Origin of the sequence: Streptomyces sp. NPDC048650 (genome assembly GCF_043199095.1) — a bacterium.
In the GTDB taxonomy this organism is placed as follows: domain Bacteria; phylum Actinomycetota; class Actinomycetes; order Streptomycetales; family Streptomycetaceae; genus Streptomyces.
The window spans coordinates 152479-168539 of record NZ_JBICVM010000003.1; the positions used below are offsets into that span (position 1 = coordinate 152479).

At 74.1% G+C, this 16061-nt stretch carries 15 protein-coding genes and 1 tRNA gene; 15 read left to right on the top strand and 1 reads right to left on the bottom strand.

Features of this window, described 5'->3' with window-relative positions:
* Nucleotides 1-17 precede the first annotated feature (17 nt).
* The 11 genes from ACGFML_RS10040 to ACGFML_RS10090 all read left to right on the top strand — a co-directional run bounded on the left by ACGFML_RS10040 (nt 18) and on the right by ACGFML_RS10090 (nt 10464).
* A complete protein-coding gene (locus ACGFML_RS10040; protein ID WP_393541929.1) occupies nt 18-1202 on the top strand; it encodes an ROK family protein in 1185 nt (394 codons plus the stop codon).
* 151 nt (nt 1203-1353) lie between these two features.
* Complete coding sequence (locus ACGFML_RS10045) at nt 1354-2148, top strand: GntR family transcriptional regulator (protein ID WP_393541930.1); 795 nt, start codon at nt 1354-1356, stop codon at nt 2146-2148.
* Nucleotides 2149-2296: 148 nt separating this feature from the next.
* Nucleotides 2297-3418 (top strand): TIGR03364 family FAD-dependent oxidoreductase, encoded by a 1122-nt coding sequence (locus tag ACGFML_RS10050; protein ID WP_393541932.1) that lies wholly within the window; start codon nt 2297-2299, stop codon nt 3416-3418.
* 5 nt (nt 3419-3423) lie between these two features.
* The gene (locus tag ACGFML_RS10055) at nt 3424-4188 is read left to right on the top strand and encodes a phosphonatase-like hydrolase (RefSeq protein WP_393541934.1); all 765 of its coding nucleotides are present in this window, start codon (nt 3424-3426) and stop codon (nt 4186-4188) included.
* A gap of 1 nt (nt 4189) precedes the next feature.
* On the top strand, nt 4190-5290 hold the full coding sequence (locus ACGFML_RS10060) for an ABC transporter ATP-binding protein (RefSeq protein ID WP_393541936.1): 1101 nt from the start codon (nt 4190-4192) through the stop codon (nt 5288-5290).
* Complete coding sequence (locus ACGFML_RS10065) at nt 5283-6323, top strand: 2-aminoethylphosphonate ABC transporter permease subunit (protein ID WP_393541938.1); 1041 nt, start codon at nt 5283-5285, stop codon at nt 6321-6323. Before ACGFML_RS10060 ends, ACGFML_RS10065 begins: the two co-directional genes overlap by 8 nt.
* The gene (locus tag ACGFML_RS10070; protein WP_393541940.1) at nt 6310-7107 is read left to right on the top strand and encodes an ABC transporter permease; all 798 of its coding nucleotides are present in this window, start codon (nt 6310-6312) and stop codon (nt 7105-7107) included. The genes ACGFML_RS10065 and ACGFML_RS10070 overlap by 14 nt, the downstream gene beginning before the upstream one ends.
* A 35-nt stretch (nt 7108-7142) precedes the next feature.
* On the top strand, nt 7143-8216 hold the full coding sequence (locus ACGFML_RS10075) for a 2-aminoethylphosphonate ABC transporter substrate-binding protein (RefSeq protein WP_393541942.1): 1074 nt from the start codon (nt 7143-7145) through the stop codon (nt 8214-8216).
* Nucleotides 8217-8490: 274 nt separating this feature from the next.
* Nucleotides 8491-9270, top strand: coding sequence for an HAD-IIA family hydrolase (locus ACGFML_RS10080; protein WP_393541943.1), 780 nt, complete (start codon nt 8491-8493; stop codon nt 9268-9270).
* A 104-nt stretch (nt 9271-9374) separates the two neighbouring features.
* Complete coding sequence (locus ACGFML_RS10085) at nt 9375-9761, top strand: hypothetical protein (protein ID WP_393541945.1); 387 nt, start codon at nt 9375-9377, stop codon at nt 9759-9761.
* Nucleotides 9751-10464 carry a sortase domain-bontaining protein gene (locus ACGFML_RS10090; RefSeq protein WP_393541947.1) on the top strand — a complete coding sequence of 238 codons (714 nt, stop codon included), beginning with the start codon at nt 9751-9753 and terminating at the stop codon, nt 10462-10464. The genes ACGFML_RS10085 and ACGFML_RS10090 overlap by 11 nt, the downstream gene beginning before the upstream one ends.
* A 66-nt stretch (nt 10465-10530) precedes the next feature.
* Here the strand turns inward: ACGFML_RS10090 and ACGFML_RS10095 are convergent.
* Nucleotides 10531-10604: transfer RNA gene (locus tag ACGFML_RS10095), tRNA-Lys, on the bottom strand.
* Between the two features lie 793 nt (nt 10605-11397).
* Between ACGFML_RS10095 and ACGFML_RS10100 the strand changes: the two genes are divergently transcribed.
* From ACGFML_RS10100 to ACGFML_RS10115, 4 genes are all read left to right on the top strand, one after another.
* Nucleotides 11398-11817, top strand: a complete 420-nt coding sequence (locus ACGFML_RS10100) for an SsgA family sporulation/cell division regulator (protein ID WP_393541949.1) — start codon at nt 11398-11400, stop codon at nt 11815-11817.
* 17 nt (nt 11818-11834) lie between these two features.
* Nucleotides 11835-13022, top strand: coding sequence for a hypothetical protein (locus ACGFML_RS10105; protein ID WP_393541951.1), 1188 nt, complete (start codon nt 11835-11837; stop codon nt 13020-13022).
* 376 nt (nt 13023-13398) lie between these two features.
* Entirely contained in the window at nt 13399-13992 is a 594-nt protein-coding gene (locus ACGFML_RS10110) for a lytic polysaccharide monooxygenase (protein ID WP_393541953.1), read from the top strand.
* A 221-nt stretch (nt 13993-14213) separates the two neighbouring features.
* Nucleotides 14214-16034 carry an AMP-binding protein gene (locus ACGFML_RS10115; protein WP_393541955.1) on the top strand — a complete coding sequence of 607 codons (1821 nt, stop codon included), beginning with the start codon at nt 14214-14216 and terminating at the stop codon, nt 16032-16034.
* Nucleotides 16035-16061 lie beyond the last annotated feature (27 nt).

Here is a 16061-nt window from a genome sequence, read left to right on the forward strand (position 1 = left end):
GTGGGGACAATGGACGGGTGACGCGTACAGATTCCGAGGACTCCGCCGGCCCCGAAGGCGAGGGCGGCCTCGCCGTATCCGGCGGCCGGCCGGGAGCCAACCTCCCCGCGCTGCGCGGGCACAACGCCGCCTTGGTGCTGGGCCTGCTCCGGGCGGCGGGGGAGCAGGGCGTGAGCCGCCTGGAGCTCGCCGCCGCCACGGGCCTGACCCCGCAGGCCGTCAGCAAGATCACCGCCCGGCTGCGGGCCGACGGACTGGCGGGAGAGGCCGGGCGTCGCGCCTCCACGGGCGGCAAGCCCCGTACGGTCCTGCGGCTGGTCCCCGGCGCCCGGCACGCCGTCGGACTGCACCTGGACCGCGACGAACTCACCGCCGTGCTCGCCGACCTCGCCGGCGAGCCGGTCGCGGTGCGGCGCGCCCCGCTCGCCTTCGAGGCGGGTGCCGAGCGGGTGCTCACCACCGTCGAGCGGGAGGTCGCGGCGCTGCGGGAGCAGGCCGGCGGGCCGCTCGTGCTGGGGGTGGGGGCCGCCTGCCCCGGCCCGCTGGATCATGTGGCCGGCGTCCTCCACCGGGTCACCGGCGCACCCCAGTGGGACGGCTTCCCCCTGCGGGACGCGCTCGCCGAGCGGCTCGGCCTGCCCGTCGTCCTCGACAAGGACACCAACGCGGCGGCCCTCGGCCTCGCCCAGGGGGCAGCAGAGGGGGCCGGCTCGTTCGCGTATCTGCATCTGGGCACCGGGCTCGGCGCCGGGCTGGTGCTGGGCGGCGGCCTCTACCGCGGGACGCGCACCGGAGCCGGCGAATTCGGCCACCAGGTCGTGCAGTTGGACGGCCCGCCGTGCGGATGCGGCAAGCGCGGCTGCATCGAGGCGCTGTGCCTGGCGGCGGTGGCGCGCGGCGACCTGGCACAGGCGGCCCGGGTGCTGGGCGCGGGCGCGGCCAACCTGGTGGAACTCCTGGACATCGACCGCGTACTCCTCGGCGGCCGCACCGTACTCGACCGCCCCGAGGAATTCGTCGGCGGCGTGGCCCGAGTGCTCGCCGGCCAGGCCCGGACGCGCGGCGGGGCCGGGGCCGCGGTGCCGGTGGCGCTCGCCCCGGGCGGCGCGCGGGCGGTCGCGGACGGGGCGGCACAGCTGGTGCTGGCGCCGCTCTTCGGGCCGCGCCACCCTGCCCTGGCGGAGCGCCGGGACCCGCCCTGAACCGCGGCGGACCGCACCGGGCCCGCCGCGCACGCTCGCCGCGACCGCCGCGGCCCCGCTCGTCGCCGGCGCCGTCCTGTCGCCGGCGCCCTCCTGTCGGCCGGGGCCCGCCGCCTGCGCCGCTGGTCCCGCGTGATGCGAGGATCACGAGGTGGAGTTCTCCTACGGCCAGGAACCTGGCGCACCCGTCCGGTCCGGCATCCCCGAGCACGGACGCATTCCCAAGTACTACGCGGCGAAGGTCGAAATCGCCGAACTGCTCGAGGAGTTGGGGGAGGGCGAGCCGCTGCCCGCGGAGCGGGACCTGGCGCTGCGCTTCGAGGTGTCCCGCGAGACGCTGCGTCAGGCGCTGCGCGAGCTGGTCCTGGAGGGACGGCTGCGCCGGCTGGGACGCGGCACGGTCGTCGCCGGCCCCAAGATGGAGCAACCCCTCTCTCTCGCCAGCTACACCGAGGGCGTCCGCCGTCAGGGCCGCACCCCCGGCCGCCGCCTCGTCGGCCTCGACCGCTTCCCGTGCTCGGCGCCGCTCGCCGCCGATCTCGGGCTCGGCACGGGCGATCCCGTCTGGCACATGGAGCGGGTGCTGCTCGCCGACGACGAGCGGGTCGGCCTGGAGAGCACCTATGTCGCGGCGGGACTGGCCCCGGACCTGGACACCGACTTCACCCCCGACTCCTCCTTCTACGCCTACCTCCACGAGCGCCTGGGCATCGGCTTCGGCGACGCGGACGAACGCCTGGAGACCGTGCTGGCGACCCCGCGCGAGGCCCTGCTGATCGGCACGCCGGGCGCCCTGCCGATGCTGCTGATCCATCGACTGTCGCGGGACACCCGGGGCCGCCCGCTGGAGCGGGTGCGCTCGCTCTTCCGCGGGGACCGGTTCTCGTTCACCACACAGCTGGGGACGCCGGGCGGAGAGCCCGCGGGGCGCGTCCCATCGCAGTGAACCGCCCATAACGCACCGCTCATACGGCGCATCCCATGGATTTATATCACGAACAGATAACGGGTCTAGGCCAAACTTGAGTCCGTGTTCACCGTCGCGTCGCCGGGCGGACGGTCGCGGGCCACCCGTCGCCAGGACCGTCTGGGGCATGCGAGTCATAGTTGTCGGAGCCGGCGTGCTGGGGACCATGCACGCCTGGCACGCAGTCGAACGGGGCCATGAGGTCCTCCACCTGGAACGGGAGGCCGAGGCCCGCGGCGCCTCGGTCCGCAACTTCGGGCAGATCTGGATCAGCGGCCGGGCCGGCGGCGAGGAGTTGGCCACCGCGCTGCGCGCCCGCGAACTGTGGGAGGGCATCGGGGCCCGGGTCCCGTCGCTCGGCTTCCGGGCCGTCGGTTCGCTGACCCTGGTCAGGAACCCGGCGGAGGCCGCCGTCGCCGAGGCCGCCACCCGCCGCCCCGACGCCGCCGACCGCGGCTACCGGCTGCTGACCGCCGACGAGGCCCGCGCGATCAACCCCGCCCTGCGCGGCGCGTTCACCGGCGCCCTGTGGTGCGAACGCGACGCCGCCGTGGAACCACGGGTCGCCCAACGCGCCCTCAAGGCGGAGCTCTTGGCGTCCGGCCGGTACACCTACCTCGGCGGGCGCGAGGTCCGCGAGGTGGTGGGCGAGCGCGCGGTCCGCGACGACCACGGCGCCACCCACCACGGCGACGCGGTCGTCCTGTGCACCGGCGCCTGGCTCGGCGGCCTGGTCCGCGACCTGGCCGGGGACCTGCCGGTGCGCCGCGTCCGCCTCCAGATGATGCAGACCGACCCGCTGGGCGAGCCGCTCACCACGTCCGTCGCCGACGCCGACAGCTTCCGCTACTACCCGGCCTACCGGAGCGACGCCCTGGACACGCTCAACACCGTCCAGACCCAGGCGCCGACCGCCGCCGAGCACCGGATGCAGCTGCTGATGGTCCAGCGCGCCGACGGCGGACTGACGATCGGCGACACGCACGAGTACGAGACACCGTTCGCCTTCGACACCGTCGAGGAGCCGTACGAGCATCTGGCCGGCGTCGTCGAGTCGTTCCTGGGCCGCCCGCTGCCACGCATCCGCCACCGCTGGGCCGGGGTGTACGCGCAGTGCACCGACACCTCGAAGGTGGTCCACCGCCGACAGGTCCGCGACGGCGTGTGGCTGGTCACCGGCCCCGGCGGCCGCGGTATGACCTGCTCCCCGGCCATCGCCGAGACCACCGCGAACGAACAGGGATGGTGACCAGGTTGACGAACTCCGACCGCACCCCGAACTCCGACCGCGCCCCGAACACCGACCGCACCTCGCAGGAGTACCGCGCCCCGGACGCCGACGCCGTCCGGCTGGTCGTCCTGGACATGGCCGGCACCACCGTCGCCGACGGCGGCCTCGTCGAGGAGGCGTTCGGCGCCGCGGCGCTGCGCCTGGGCGTCACACCGGGCAGCGACGAGCACGCCGCACAACTCGCCCATGTGCGCGCCACCATGGGCGAGTCCAAGATCTCCGTGTTCCGCCGGCTGTACGGCGACGAGGACGCGGCCCAGCTCGCCAACCGGGCCTTCGAGGAGGCGTACGGGGAGCTGGTGGACGGCGGGCGGATCGCCCCCGTCCCGGGCGCCCGGGAGGCCATCGAATCGCTCCGGGCAGCCGGCCGCACCGTCGTGCTCACCACCGGCTTCGCCCGCATCACCCAGGACGCCCTCCTCGACGCGCTCGGCTGGCGCGGCCTGGTGGACCTCACGCTCTGCCCGGCCGACGCGGGCGGCCGCGGCCGCCCCTACCCCGACATGGTGCTGGCCGCCCTGCTGCGCACCGGCGCCGCCGACGACGTGCGGCAGATCGCGGTCGCCGGCGACACCTCGTACGACATGCTGACCGGCCGGCGGGCGGGCGCCTCGATCGTGGCCGGTGTGCTCACCGGGGCGCACGGAGCGACGCAGCTGACCGCGGCGGGCGCCACCCACGTCCTCGGCTCGGTCGCCGAACTCCCCGCCCTGCTCGGTGGGGCCTGACATGGCCGCCGCCGCGGAGGCCGGGATCCGCTTCGACGAGGTGTCCGTCGCCTACGGGAAGCACGGCGAGCACACCGTCCTGGACTCCTTCTCGCTGGCCGTCGAGCCGGGCGAGGTGATGGCCCTGCTCGGCCCGTCCGGCTCCGGCAAGACCACCGCGCTGCGCACCGTCGCCGGCTTCGTCCGGCCGGCCGCCGGGCGGGTGCTGATCGACGGCCGGGACGTCACCGGGCTGCCGCCGTACCGGCGCGGCATCGGCATGGTCGTTCAGCAGTACGCGCTCTTCCCGCACATGAAGGTCGCCGCGAACGTCGCCTTCGGCCTCAAGGCGCAGAAGGTGCCGCGCGCCGAGATCGCCGGCCGGGTCGCCGAGGCGCTGGAGATGACCGGCATGGCCGCCTACGCCGGCCGACACCCCCGGGAGCTGTCCGGCGGCCAGCAACAGCGCGTCGCCATCGCCCGCGCCCTGGCCATCCGCCCCGGCGTCCTGCTCCTCGACGAGCCGCTCTCCGCCCTGGACGCCCGGCTCCGCTCCGGCATGCTCGCCGAACTCGCGCGGTTGCACCGCGAGTTGCCGGACGTGACCATCCTCTACGTCACCCACGACCAGGTCGAGGCGCTGACGCTGGCCGACCGGATCGCCGTCATGGACAAGGCCCGTCTGCGGGACTGCGGCACCCCGCAGCAGCTCTACCGGCGCCCTCGGACCGAGTTCACCGCCTCGTTCGTCGGCACCGCGAACCTGCTGCCGGTCACGGTGACCGGCGACGGGGCCCGCTTCGCCGGCCGCACCCTGGACGTCCCGCGGACCGGCCTGGCCGACGGCGTCGCCGCCACGCTCTGCGTACGCCCCCATCTCGTCCAGCTCGGCGCGGCAACGGAGGCTCCCGGCAACACGCTCCACGGCACGGTCACCGAGGTGCAGTGGCGCGGCGCGACGCACCGCCTGTACGCGGACGTCGACGGCCACCGCGTCATGGCCGACCTGCGCGAACTGCGCGATCCCCCGGCCTTGGGCGACCCGGTCGCGCTGCACTTCGCCGCCGAGGACGGCGTCCTCGTCCCGGCGGGAATCGGCGGGGACGGTGGCCACGATGGCTGATACGCACACCGCCCGGTCCGACGCCGCGCGGTCCGACGCCGCTCACGCCGACCCGGCCCGGTCCGACGCCGCTCACGCCGACCCGGCCCGGTCCGACGCCGCTCACACCGATGCCGCCCGATCCGCGGCGCCGGTGAAGGCACCGGTGAAGACACCTGTGGAGGCACCGGCCCGGCCCGCCCGCGGCAGGGCCGCCCTGTGGACGCTGCCGCCCGTCGCCGCCCTGGCCCTGGTCTTCCTCTACCCCCTGGCCCTGCTGGTGTGGCAGTCCGTCAGCCCGGACGGCGGCGGCCACTCCACCGCCCCCTACGCCACCGTCCTCGCCGAGACGTCGTTCCGCGACGCCCTCGCCCACACCGTCCTGATCGCCGTGGGCGCGACCCTCGGCGCCCTGCTCCTGGGCCTGGCGCTCGCCCTGGTGATTGCTTTCGTGCCGTTCCCCGGGGGCCGGGCCCTCGCCCGCTTCATCGACCTCTTCCTCGCCTTCCCGTCCTTCCTGATCACCCTGGCGCTGCTGTTCCTCTACGGCACCGTCGGCGTGGCCAACGGCCTGTGGACGGACGTCACGGGCGCCACGAGCGGACCGCTGAACTTTCTGCACACCCCCTGGGGCGTCCTGCTGGCCGAGGTCACCTACTTCACCCCGTTCGTGATGCGGCCCCTGCTCGCCGCCTTCTCGCAGGTGGAGACCGGCCAGCTGGAGGCCGCCGCGTCCCTGGGCGCGCGGCCCTGGCGCACCGTGCGCACGGTGATCCTGCCCGAGGCGCTGCCCTCGCTGGCGGCGGGCGGTGCGCTCGTCCTCGTGCTGTGCCTCAACGAGTTCGGGATCGTGCTGTTCACCGGCGCCAAGGACGTCGTCACCCTGCCGGTGCTCGTCTACACCAAGGCCATCCTCGACGGCGACTACACCGGCGCCTGCGCCGTCGCCGTCATCAACATCGCCCTCTCCGTCACGCTCTACGCCCTCTACCGGGTCGTGGCGTCGCGCACGGGCGCCCGTACCGGAGGTGAGCCGCGTCGTGCTGGTGCATAGCAAAGCCGCCCGCCGGGTCGTCCACACCCTCTTCTTCCTGCTCTTCGTCCCCGTCTTCGCACTGCCCCTGCTCGTCATCGCCGCCGCGTCCCTCACCACCGGCTGGAGCGGCGCGCTGCCCTCGGGCGCGACCCTGGCGCACTACCGCGACATCGCGCGGGGCGACGCGTCCGCCGCCCTGGTCACCAGCGTGCTGACCGCGCTGGCCGCCAGTACGGCCGCGCTGGCCGCCGGTACCTGGGCCGCGCTGGCCGCCCAGCGGCTCGGCCGCCGTGCCCGCCGCCTCCTCGACGCGCTGTTCCTCCTCCCCGTCGCGGTCCCCTCGGTCGTGGTGGGCCTCTCGCTCCTCGTCGCCTTCTCGCAGCCGCCGTTCCTCCTCAACGGCACCCCGCAGATCGTGATCATCGCCCACGCGGTCCTGGTCACGGCCTTCGCCCACCAGTCCGTCACGGCCGCGCTGGCCCGCCTCGATCCGGCCTACGAACAGAGCGCCGCCGGCCTCGGCGCCCGCCCCGCGTACGTCCTGTGGCGCATCAAGATCCCCCTGCTGCTGCCGTCCCTGACCGCCGCCTTCGGGCTGTGCTTCGCCCTCTCCATGGGCGAACTGAGCGCCACGATGATGATCTACCCCCCGGACTGGATGCCCCTGCCGGTCCAGATCTTCGCCGCCACCGACCGCGGCTCCCTCTTCACCGGCGCCGCCCTCGCCGTGGCCCTGATGGCCACCACCCTCGCCGTCCTCCTGGTCGTCTCCCGCATCCGCACCAAGGCCGCCTACCGCTGAACCCGCCCCCTTGCCCCCCTGAGGAGTCACCCCGCATGCGTACCCTCCGCCCGGCCCTCGTGCCGCTCACCGCCGCCCTCACCACCCTCGGCCTCGCCGCATCCCTCACCGCCTGCGGCGGCGCCTCGACCGCCGACCCCGACGCCAAGGAGATCACCGTCTACAGTGCCGACGGCCTCAAGAGCGAGAAGGGCGACGGCTTCTACGACAAGGTCTTCAAGGACTTCGAGAAGAAGACCGGTATCAAGGTCAACTACGTGGAGAGCGGCTCCGGCGCCGCCGTCCAGCGTCTGGCCCGCGAACGCGCCAACACCAAGGCGGACGTGGTCGTCACGCTGCCGCCCTTCATCCAGCAGGCCGACGGCAAGGGCCTGCTGGACACCTACCGCCCCAAGGGCTCGGACCGGGTCGCGGCCGCCGACAAGGACCCGAACGGCAAGTGGACCTCCGTCGTCAACAACTACTTCTGCTTCATCTACAACAAGAAGGGAATGCCCCGGCCCCCGCAGGCCTGGAGCGACCTGACGGACGGCAGGTTCCGGGGCAAGCTGCAGTACTCGACGCCGGGTGTCGCCGGCGACGGCACCGCCGTCCTGATCAAGGCCATGCACGACCTCGGCGGCCAGGCACCCGCCATGGCCTTCCTGAAGAAGCTCCAGGCCAACAACGTCGGCCCGTCGTCCTCCACCGGCCAGCTCGCACCCAAGACCGACAAGGGCGAACTCCTGATCGCCAACGGCGACGTCCAGATGAACTACGCCAACCTGGCGTCCATGCCCCACCAGGGCATCTTCTTCCCCGCCGCGAAGCCCGGCGGCAAGCCCTCCACCTTCGCGCTCCCGTACGCCGCGGGCCTGGTCAAGAACGCCCCGCACCGCGCCAACGCCGAGAAGTTCCTCGACCATCTGCTCTCCGCACAGGTCCAGAAGCAGGTCTCCTCGGTCGGCGGCGGTTTCGCCGCCCGCAAGGACGTCAAGGCCACCGACGCCAACGCCGCCGCCCTCGCCGAGATCATGAAGGGGGTCGAGGTCTTCCGCCCCGACTGGAACGACATCGACAAGAACCTCGACACCTACATCGACGCCTGGAGGACGGCCACGGGCAGCTGAGCGGGGCCGGCCGCCCGCACATGCGGGTCTTCTGCCGTCCGGCAATCGCCGTGCCGCGCGCGACCTCCAGCGAACCGGAGGAACCGACGAGCTCCGCCGGCGCGTGTGCGCCCCGCTCCGCCCCCGGCCGGCTTCCCGGTGATCGACAGGGTCACCTCCCCACCCCCCTGACTTAGGGTGGGTCCGTCGGCCGTGTGTACGAGCCGTGGGGCACCGGGTGCCCCAGCGGCAGGCGGCCGGGAATCGGGTCCAGACGTACGGCAGGAGTCCGGCAGTGGCAGAGCGCAAGCCGATCGAGTCATGGCTCACCGATATGGACGGGGTCCTGATGCACGAGGGCATCCCCGTCCCGGGGGCGGACGCCTTCATCAAGCGGCTGCGCGAGTCGGGCAAGCCCTTCCTCGTGCTGACCAACAACTCCATCTACACCCCGCGCGACCTGCACGCCCGGCTGAGCCGGATCGGGCTGGACGTGCCCTGGGAGTCGATCTGGACATCCGCGCTGGCCACCGCGCAGTTCCTGGACGACCAGCGGCCCGGCGGCACGGCGTACTGCATCGGGGAGGCGGGACTGACCACCGCCCTGCACGACATCGGCTATGTGCTGACCGACCACGCCCCCGACTACGTCGTGCTCGGAGAGACTCGGACCTATAGCTTCGAGGCCCTGACCAAGGCGATCCGGCTGATCAACGACGGCGCCCGGTTCATCGCCACGAACCCGGACGAGACCGGGCCGTCGGCGGAGGGGGCGCTGCCCGCGACCGGGTCGGTGGCCGCGCTGATCACCAAGGCGACGGGCGTCGAGCCGTACTTCGTCGGCAAGCCCAACCCGCTGATGATGCGGCACGGACTGAACGCCATCGGAGCGCACTCCGAGAGCTCCGCGATGATCGGCGACCGGATGGACACCGATGTCGTGGCGGGCCTGGAGGCGGGGATGGAAACCTTCCTGGTGCTGACCGGCCTGACCCGTCCCGAAGAGGTCGAACGGCATCCGTACCGGCCCTCCCGGGTCGTCGACTCCATCGCCGACCTGGTGGATCTGGTCTGAGCGGCCCGCCCGCCCGGCCCCTCACTTGAACGGTGCAGTGCCGGGCCGTACCGGATGCGAACTGCCGCGCACAGGCGGACCTTCGAAGTATTCGGAGGTTCACCATGGGCTCACCGCAACTGACTCTCTGCGCCGCCGTCGCGGCCTGCGTGATGGCAACGGCGCCCGCCCACTCCACGGACGAGCGCGCCGACGGGACCACAGCGGTCTCGGTGGCCCCCGCCGTGATCACCGATGCCGCGGTCACCGACGCCGCGGTCACCCCCGCCCCCGCGGCGGCCGGCCCCGCCACCCGGGGCGCCCTCGCCCAAGGGGAGGCCGAGGACGTGCCTTCCGAACGCGACGCCGCCAACCGCGAACTGAGCAGCACCTCGGCCGTGGGCCTGGTGCTGGCCGGGGGCGCCCTCCTGGTGGTCGCGGGGCAATTGCTGCGCCTCCGGCTACGGCTCCGACGCGAACGGGAAGGCGGGGGTAGCGGGGATGAGAGCTGAGGAGGGACGGGAGGCGGCACCGCGCGCCGTCGCCCGGATCGCCGGGTCCGCCCGGCTGCTGACCGGTGTGGCCTGGGCGCTCCTGCTGCTGGGGCTGTGGCTCTGGGGGTGGGGGATGCCGGGCGACGGCGCCGAGCACCCGCCGGCCACGGGGGACATCGCCGCCGTCGGCCGCCCCCCGGGCCGGTTGTCCCCGCGCGTCCACGACCCGGTCGCCGCCTCCGTCGCCGCCCGCCCCACCCGCATCGCCATCCCCGCCCTCGGCGTACATGCCGTCGTCGCACGCCGCCTCGCCGGGGAGACGCCGGCCACCGCGTCGCCGTGCGACGCCGCGGAGGCGGCCGGCTGGTACGCCGACGGCCCCGCTCCGGGCGCTCCGGGTGTGGCGCTGCTGGCCGGCCCGCCCGGCGGCGGCCACCGCGCCGCGCTCCACGGCCTGGCCGGCATCGAGTTGGGGGAGCGGGTCGACGTGGGGCGCTCGGACGGCGGCACCGCACAGTTCACCGTCGAGGACGTCCGGTTCTACGACCGGGACGATCTCGATGCACATGAGGTGTACGGCGCCCACGAGCGAGGCCGTTCCGAGCTGCGTCTGGTCTCCTGCGACGGCGCCTTCGAACCCGCGCGGCACACCCGCCGCGCGCACGTGGTGGTCTCGGCCTACCTGACGGGATACCGGGAGGCGCCCCCGGTGGCCGGCTGACGGGACGGCTCGCCCGGTGGAACACGACTGAGGCCCCTCGCCATGGCGAGGGGCCTCAGTGCTACGTGCGCCGCCAGGGACTCGAACCCCGGACCCGCTGATTAAGAGTCAGCTGCTCTAACCAACTGAGCTAGCGGCGCGCGCTGACCTGAAGAACTTTACACGAACTTCGAGCGTGCTCCGTACCCACGTCCGAACCACCCACACGCGCGACGCATGTGACCCGCGCCACTTCGTCGTCCCGAAGTGCGCTCGGGGTGGCCGAAGGTCCCGCGCTCTCGGGACCTTCGGCCACCCCATCGTCCGTATTCGACTGTGAAGACTGGTTGATGGCGGCAGATCGTGATGTGTCAGGTCAACATGCGCTATCTACCGCCGGTTGAGAGGCTGAGGCCAACGCCGAGGCGAGCGGTTCGACGCCGACGCGGGAGCTGTACGGGAAGCCGGAACGAGGCCGGAAGGAACGGGCATGGCAGCACGGGGTCGGGTCATAGGCAGCCGCACCGGCGGCCACCGGTGCGGTCGCGCCACGCGGTCCCCGGAGTCCGGCGCCACGCCCACTTCCGGCGGAATCACCCGGGCCGATTTCAGCGGCCCCGAATGCACCGGCCCCGATTGCGCCGGCCCCGACATCACCGGGCCGGATCCCGCCGGCCCGGGAGTCACCTGCGCCCCGCTTCCGGCCCCGCCTTCCGCCGGATACCCGCCGGCTTCCCCGCCGGGCGGCCGGCCGCGGCGGCGGTGCCGCCGTCCCGCCGGGCCCGCCGCCACGTTCCGGCCGGTCGCGGCCGTCACGGAGGCCGCCTCCCCGGATGGCGTCCGTCACTCCTCCTTCTCCATCGCAACCCCGTCGCGCGCGTCGACGTCTGCTAGGACGCGCGCCCCGGAATCGGGTCTCCCGGGACTCGCCCCTCTTCGGAAAGGTTGACCGTCGTGGTGTCGACAGCCAAGCGCACCCTTGAGATGCAGCTCCTCATAGGACCGCACGACGCGGTCCCGGTGTCCGGCCGGTTCAGCTACCGCAGTGACCGCCCGTACGAGGTCGAGGTCGACTTCATAACCCGCGGCCGGTCGGTCGCCACCTGGGTGTTCGCCCGCGAACTGCTGCTGGGCGGCCTGCGCGACGAGACCGGAGAAGGAGATGTGCGGGTGTGGCCGTTCCGTGAGCCGGGCGGGCCGCGCCGAATCCACATCGAACTGTCCACCGATGACAGCGTCTGCGAGCTGTCGGTACGTGCAACGGAGCTGACCGCGTGGCTGGAGCAGACGGCGGCCGTCGTGCCGCCCGGCCGGGAGAACGCATACCTCGACATGGACACCCATCTGGCCCGGCTCCTCGCGGAAAGGCGCTGATGCCGATCATGCCGATCATGCCGACCTCGACCGGCCTCGACGGCGCGGCCCTGTCCGACCTCGGTATGCCGCCCGCGCAGCGCACCGCGGTACGACGCCCCGCGGACGGAGCGGACGGAGCGGGCGCCGCCTCCTCCCTCCCGTCGCCGTCGCCGTCGTGCGCCTCGCCGCAGGACGCCCGCCCGCACGGCTTCCTGCCCGAGCGGCCCCCGGTCCGTTCCATGATCGGGACGTGGACCCGGCTGGACGCCATGGCCCGGGCCGCGGCGCACGCCCCCGACCGCGAGGCCGCCGTCGCCGTCGTGGAACGGGCCCACCGCGCCGATGAGTTGAGCGCCCTGCGGCAACGCGTCTCCCGGCTGTCCCCGCGCAACGCGGAGGCCGCGGCGATGCGCGTCGCGGTGATCGCGGTCTCCTGCGGCTGGAACGGGCTCGACCCGCAGGCTCCGGCCGCCCGCCGGGCCGCCGACGAGGGGTTCCTCGACCTGTGGGCGGCCGTCGCCCACCGCATCGACCACGACCAGTTCGTCGCGCTGCCCACCCTCGCGCTCCACAACTGGGCCCCCGAACGCAAGCCCCGCAAGCACCTCCCCATCGACCAACTGGCCCGCACGGAAACGCTCGTCCCCATCGTCCGCTGGGCCCCCGAGGGACAGCCGCTCAGCCGCCTCGACCGGCTGATGCTGGCCGCGACCCGCCTGGAGGCGCACGGGATCTGGCTGTTCCGGCTCGCCGAAACCCTCGCGGGCCGGTCACCGGACGACTCCTCCACCCCGACGGCGCTGCGCCGCCTCGTCCGCGTCCAGCACGCCCTGCGCACCCAACTGCGCGCCGAGGCGGCGGAACTGGCAGCCGCCCCGACGACCCCGCAGCAGCGCGCGGTCCTCGGCGCCCTCGCCGAACAGGGCGCTCTGGAACCCCCGGTCCTCCAGGCCGCGGATGCGGTTCTCGGCGTCGGCGGGCGACGGCCGGGTGACGGCAGGCGGCAGCTCCAGCGGCGCCATCTCCCGGCGTCCCACCGCGCCTGGCTGAGCGCCATGGACCGCCACTGCGCCCCGGTCCGCACGCTCGCCCACCGGGGCGGTCCCGATGCCGCCGTCTACCGGGAGGCCCAGGAATCCCTCATCGCCCTGCGCCGCACCTACACCTCCCTGGTCCACGCCGCCGCCCGGCCCGCCGCCGCCCCCCTCCCGGCCGCGGCCTGACCCCGGGGCCGCACCCCGCACCCGCACGCGAGAGGAAGTGAGCGCCGGCGCGCCGGGCCGCACCGCCGGTCGCCGGCGGTGCGGCCCGGCCGGTCGCCGGTGCGGCCCGGCGCAGGTCAGAGCCGCGAGAGAGGCCGCCCCCCCGACGCCCCCCCCGACGCGCCTCCGGAGCAGCATCCGGCGGCGCCGTTACGGCCGAGGGAGGCCGTGCTCGCCCCGACACACACAGCCGAGGGAGCCGTGCTCGCCCCGTAACGCCGCAGTTGTAGCGGTCATTGGTCTGGACATGTCCAACGTCCCTCATTAGTCTGCCGTTTGGTCTAGACCGCACATCGTCGGCTCACGGAACTCCCCCCACGTTCTTCAGGAGCGAAGCATGCGCAAACGGATCAGTGCTGTCGTGGTCGGGCTCGGTATCGCCGGTGCCTCCCTGCTCGCGACGGGCAGCGCCGCAAGTCACGGCTACAGCGACGCACCCCCCAGCCGGCAGGCGCTCTGTGCCGCCGGGACGGTCAAGGACTGCGGCGCGATCCAGTACGAACCGCAGAGCGTCGAGGCGCCCAAGGGCTTCCCGGCCGCCGGGCCGGCGGACGGAAAGATCTGCTCCGGCGGGCACGACAACTTCGCCGAACTCGACGACCCCCGCGGCGGCAAGTGGCCGGGCACCAAGCTCTCCCCGGGGCAGGGCTACACCTTCACCTGGCGGCTGACCGCACGTCACTCCACCACGGACTTCGAGTACTTCATCACCAAGGACGGCTACGACCCCACCAAGCCCCTCACCCGGGCCGATCTGGAGCCGGAGCCCTTCATGACGGTCCCGATGGGCGGCGCCCAGCCCGGCGCGACGGTGCAGCACCAGGGCACCGTGCCCACCCAGAAGTCGGGACGCCACATCATCCTGGGCGTCTGGAACATCGCCGACACCGGCAACGCGTTCTATGCCTGCTCGGACGTGGACCTCTCCTGACCCGCGCCCCGGCGCCCGGGCCCTGACGCCCGCCGCGCCCCTCCTGCCCCACCCCTCTCCCGTCCCTCCTCCCGCCCCTCCTCCTCCTGGCATCGGGCCCGGCGGCGCCGGCCGCCCCATGTCCCGCCGGGCCCTCCCGTCTTCCCCCGGGAGGGCCCGCGGCCGTTTCCGGCCCGGACGGGACTCCACATCTGACGCCCCGTCAACTACCCTCCGGCGCCATGGCAGCCCACCGCACCCCCGACGACGACACCCCAGGCAACCGCATCCCAGGCAACCCCATCCCGGGCAAGCGCATCCCAGGCAACCGCACCCCCGGCAGCAGCGCCGCCCCGGCGACCGTCGCGGAACTGGTCCGGGCGCAGTGGGGCGATCACCGCACCGGCCTGCTGTCCGCCCAGGGGGTGCGCACGCACCACGAGACGGCCGCCGGGGCGCTCGCGCGGGCGGCGCTGTTCCGGGATCTGCTGCCGCGCGGCGCCGAGCCGCACATCGGGGTGCTGCTCGACAACGTCCCCGAGTACCCGCTGTGGCTCGGCGCCGCCGCCCTCGCCGGAGCCGCCGTCGCCGGTATCAACCCCACCCGCCGCGGTCCCGAGCTCGCCCGCGACATCACCCACACCGACTGCGCGCTGCTGATCACCGAACGCGCCCACCTCCCCCTGCTGGCGGACGTGGCGCTGCCGCTCCCGCCCGGGCGCGTCCTGGTCGTGGACGACCCGGCCTACCTCGAGCTCCTGAGGCCCTACGCGCGGGCCCGGCCCGACGACATCCCCGACGCCGCCGCCACCCCCGCCTCCCGGATGTTGCTGTACTTCACCTCCGGCTCCACCGGCGCACCCAAGGCCGCGATCTGCACGCAGGGCCGGCTGGCCGCCGCCGGGCGCTCGCTGGCCGGGTACTTCGCGGTGCGGCCGGACGATGTGCACTACCTCTGCATGCCGATGTTCCACGGGAACGCCGTGATCGCCGGCTGGGCCCCGGCGCTGGCCGGCTCCGCGGCCGTCGCGCTGCGCCGTCGCTTTTCGGCCTCCGCCTTCCTCCCGGACGTCCGCCGCTTCGGCGCCACGTATTTCACCTATGTGGGCCGCGCCGTCCAGTACCTGCTCGCCACGCCGCCGGCTCCCGACGACCGCGACAACCCGCTGCGTGCGGGGTTCGGGACCGAGGCGGGCGCGGTCGACGCCGAGCGCTTCGCGGACCGCTTCGGGGTCCGCCTGACGGAGGGGTACGGCTCGTCCGAGGGCGGCGCCGCGCTCCAACGCTCCCCGGACACCCCGCCCGGCGCCATCGGCCGGCCCGCCCCCGGTGACGATCTCGCCGTCGTCGACCCGGAGACCGGAGCCGAGCTGCCGCGCGCCCGGCTCGACGCCGACGGCCGGCTGCTGAACGGCGACCGGGCCATAGGGGAGCTGGTCAACCGCGGCCGCAGCTCCTTCGAGGGGTACTGGCGCAACCCGGAGGCCACCGCCGCGCGCACCCGCGGCCGACGGGGCGGGCGGGTCGGCGCCGGCTGGTACTGGACCGGGGACCTCTTCTTCCGCGACGCCGAGGGGTTCTTCCACTTCGCGGGCCGCACGGACGACAGGCTGCGCGTCGACAGCGAGAACGTCGCCGCCGCGATGATCGAGAACATCCTGGCCCGCTACGCACCGGCCACCGGTGTCGCCGTCTATGCCGTACCCGACCCCGTCGCCGGCGACCAGGTCATGGCGGCCCTCGCGATGCGAACCGGCACGGCGTTCGACCCGGCGGGGTTCGCGGCCTTTCTCGCCGCCCAGCCCGACCTCGGGACGAAGATGGCGCCGCGCTTCGTCCGGCTCCTGGAGACGCTCCCGGTGACCGCCACCAACAAGGTGCACCGGGTCGCCCTCCGGCGGGCCGGATTCCGCTGCCCCGAACCGGTCTGGTGGACGCCGACGACTCCCGGCCCCGGGGGAGCACCCGCGGGAAGCACGTACCGCCGCTTCACCGCCGCCGACCGCGCCGCGCTCCTGGCCCACTACCGCGAGCACGCTCGGGCCCCTCTTCTGGAGAGGTGAGAACGCCGAAATGGGCGCTCCCGGATA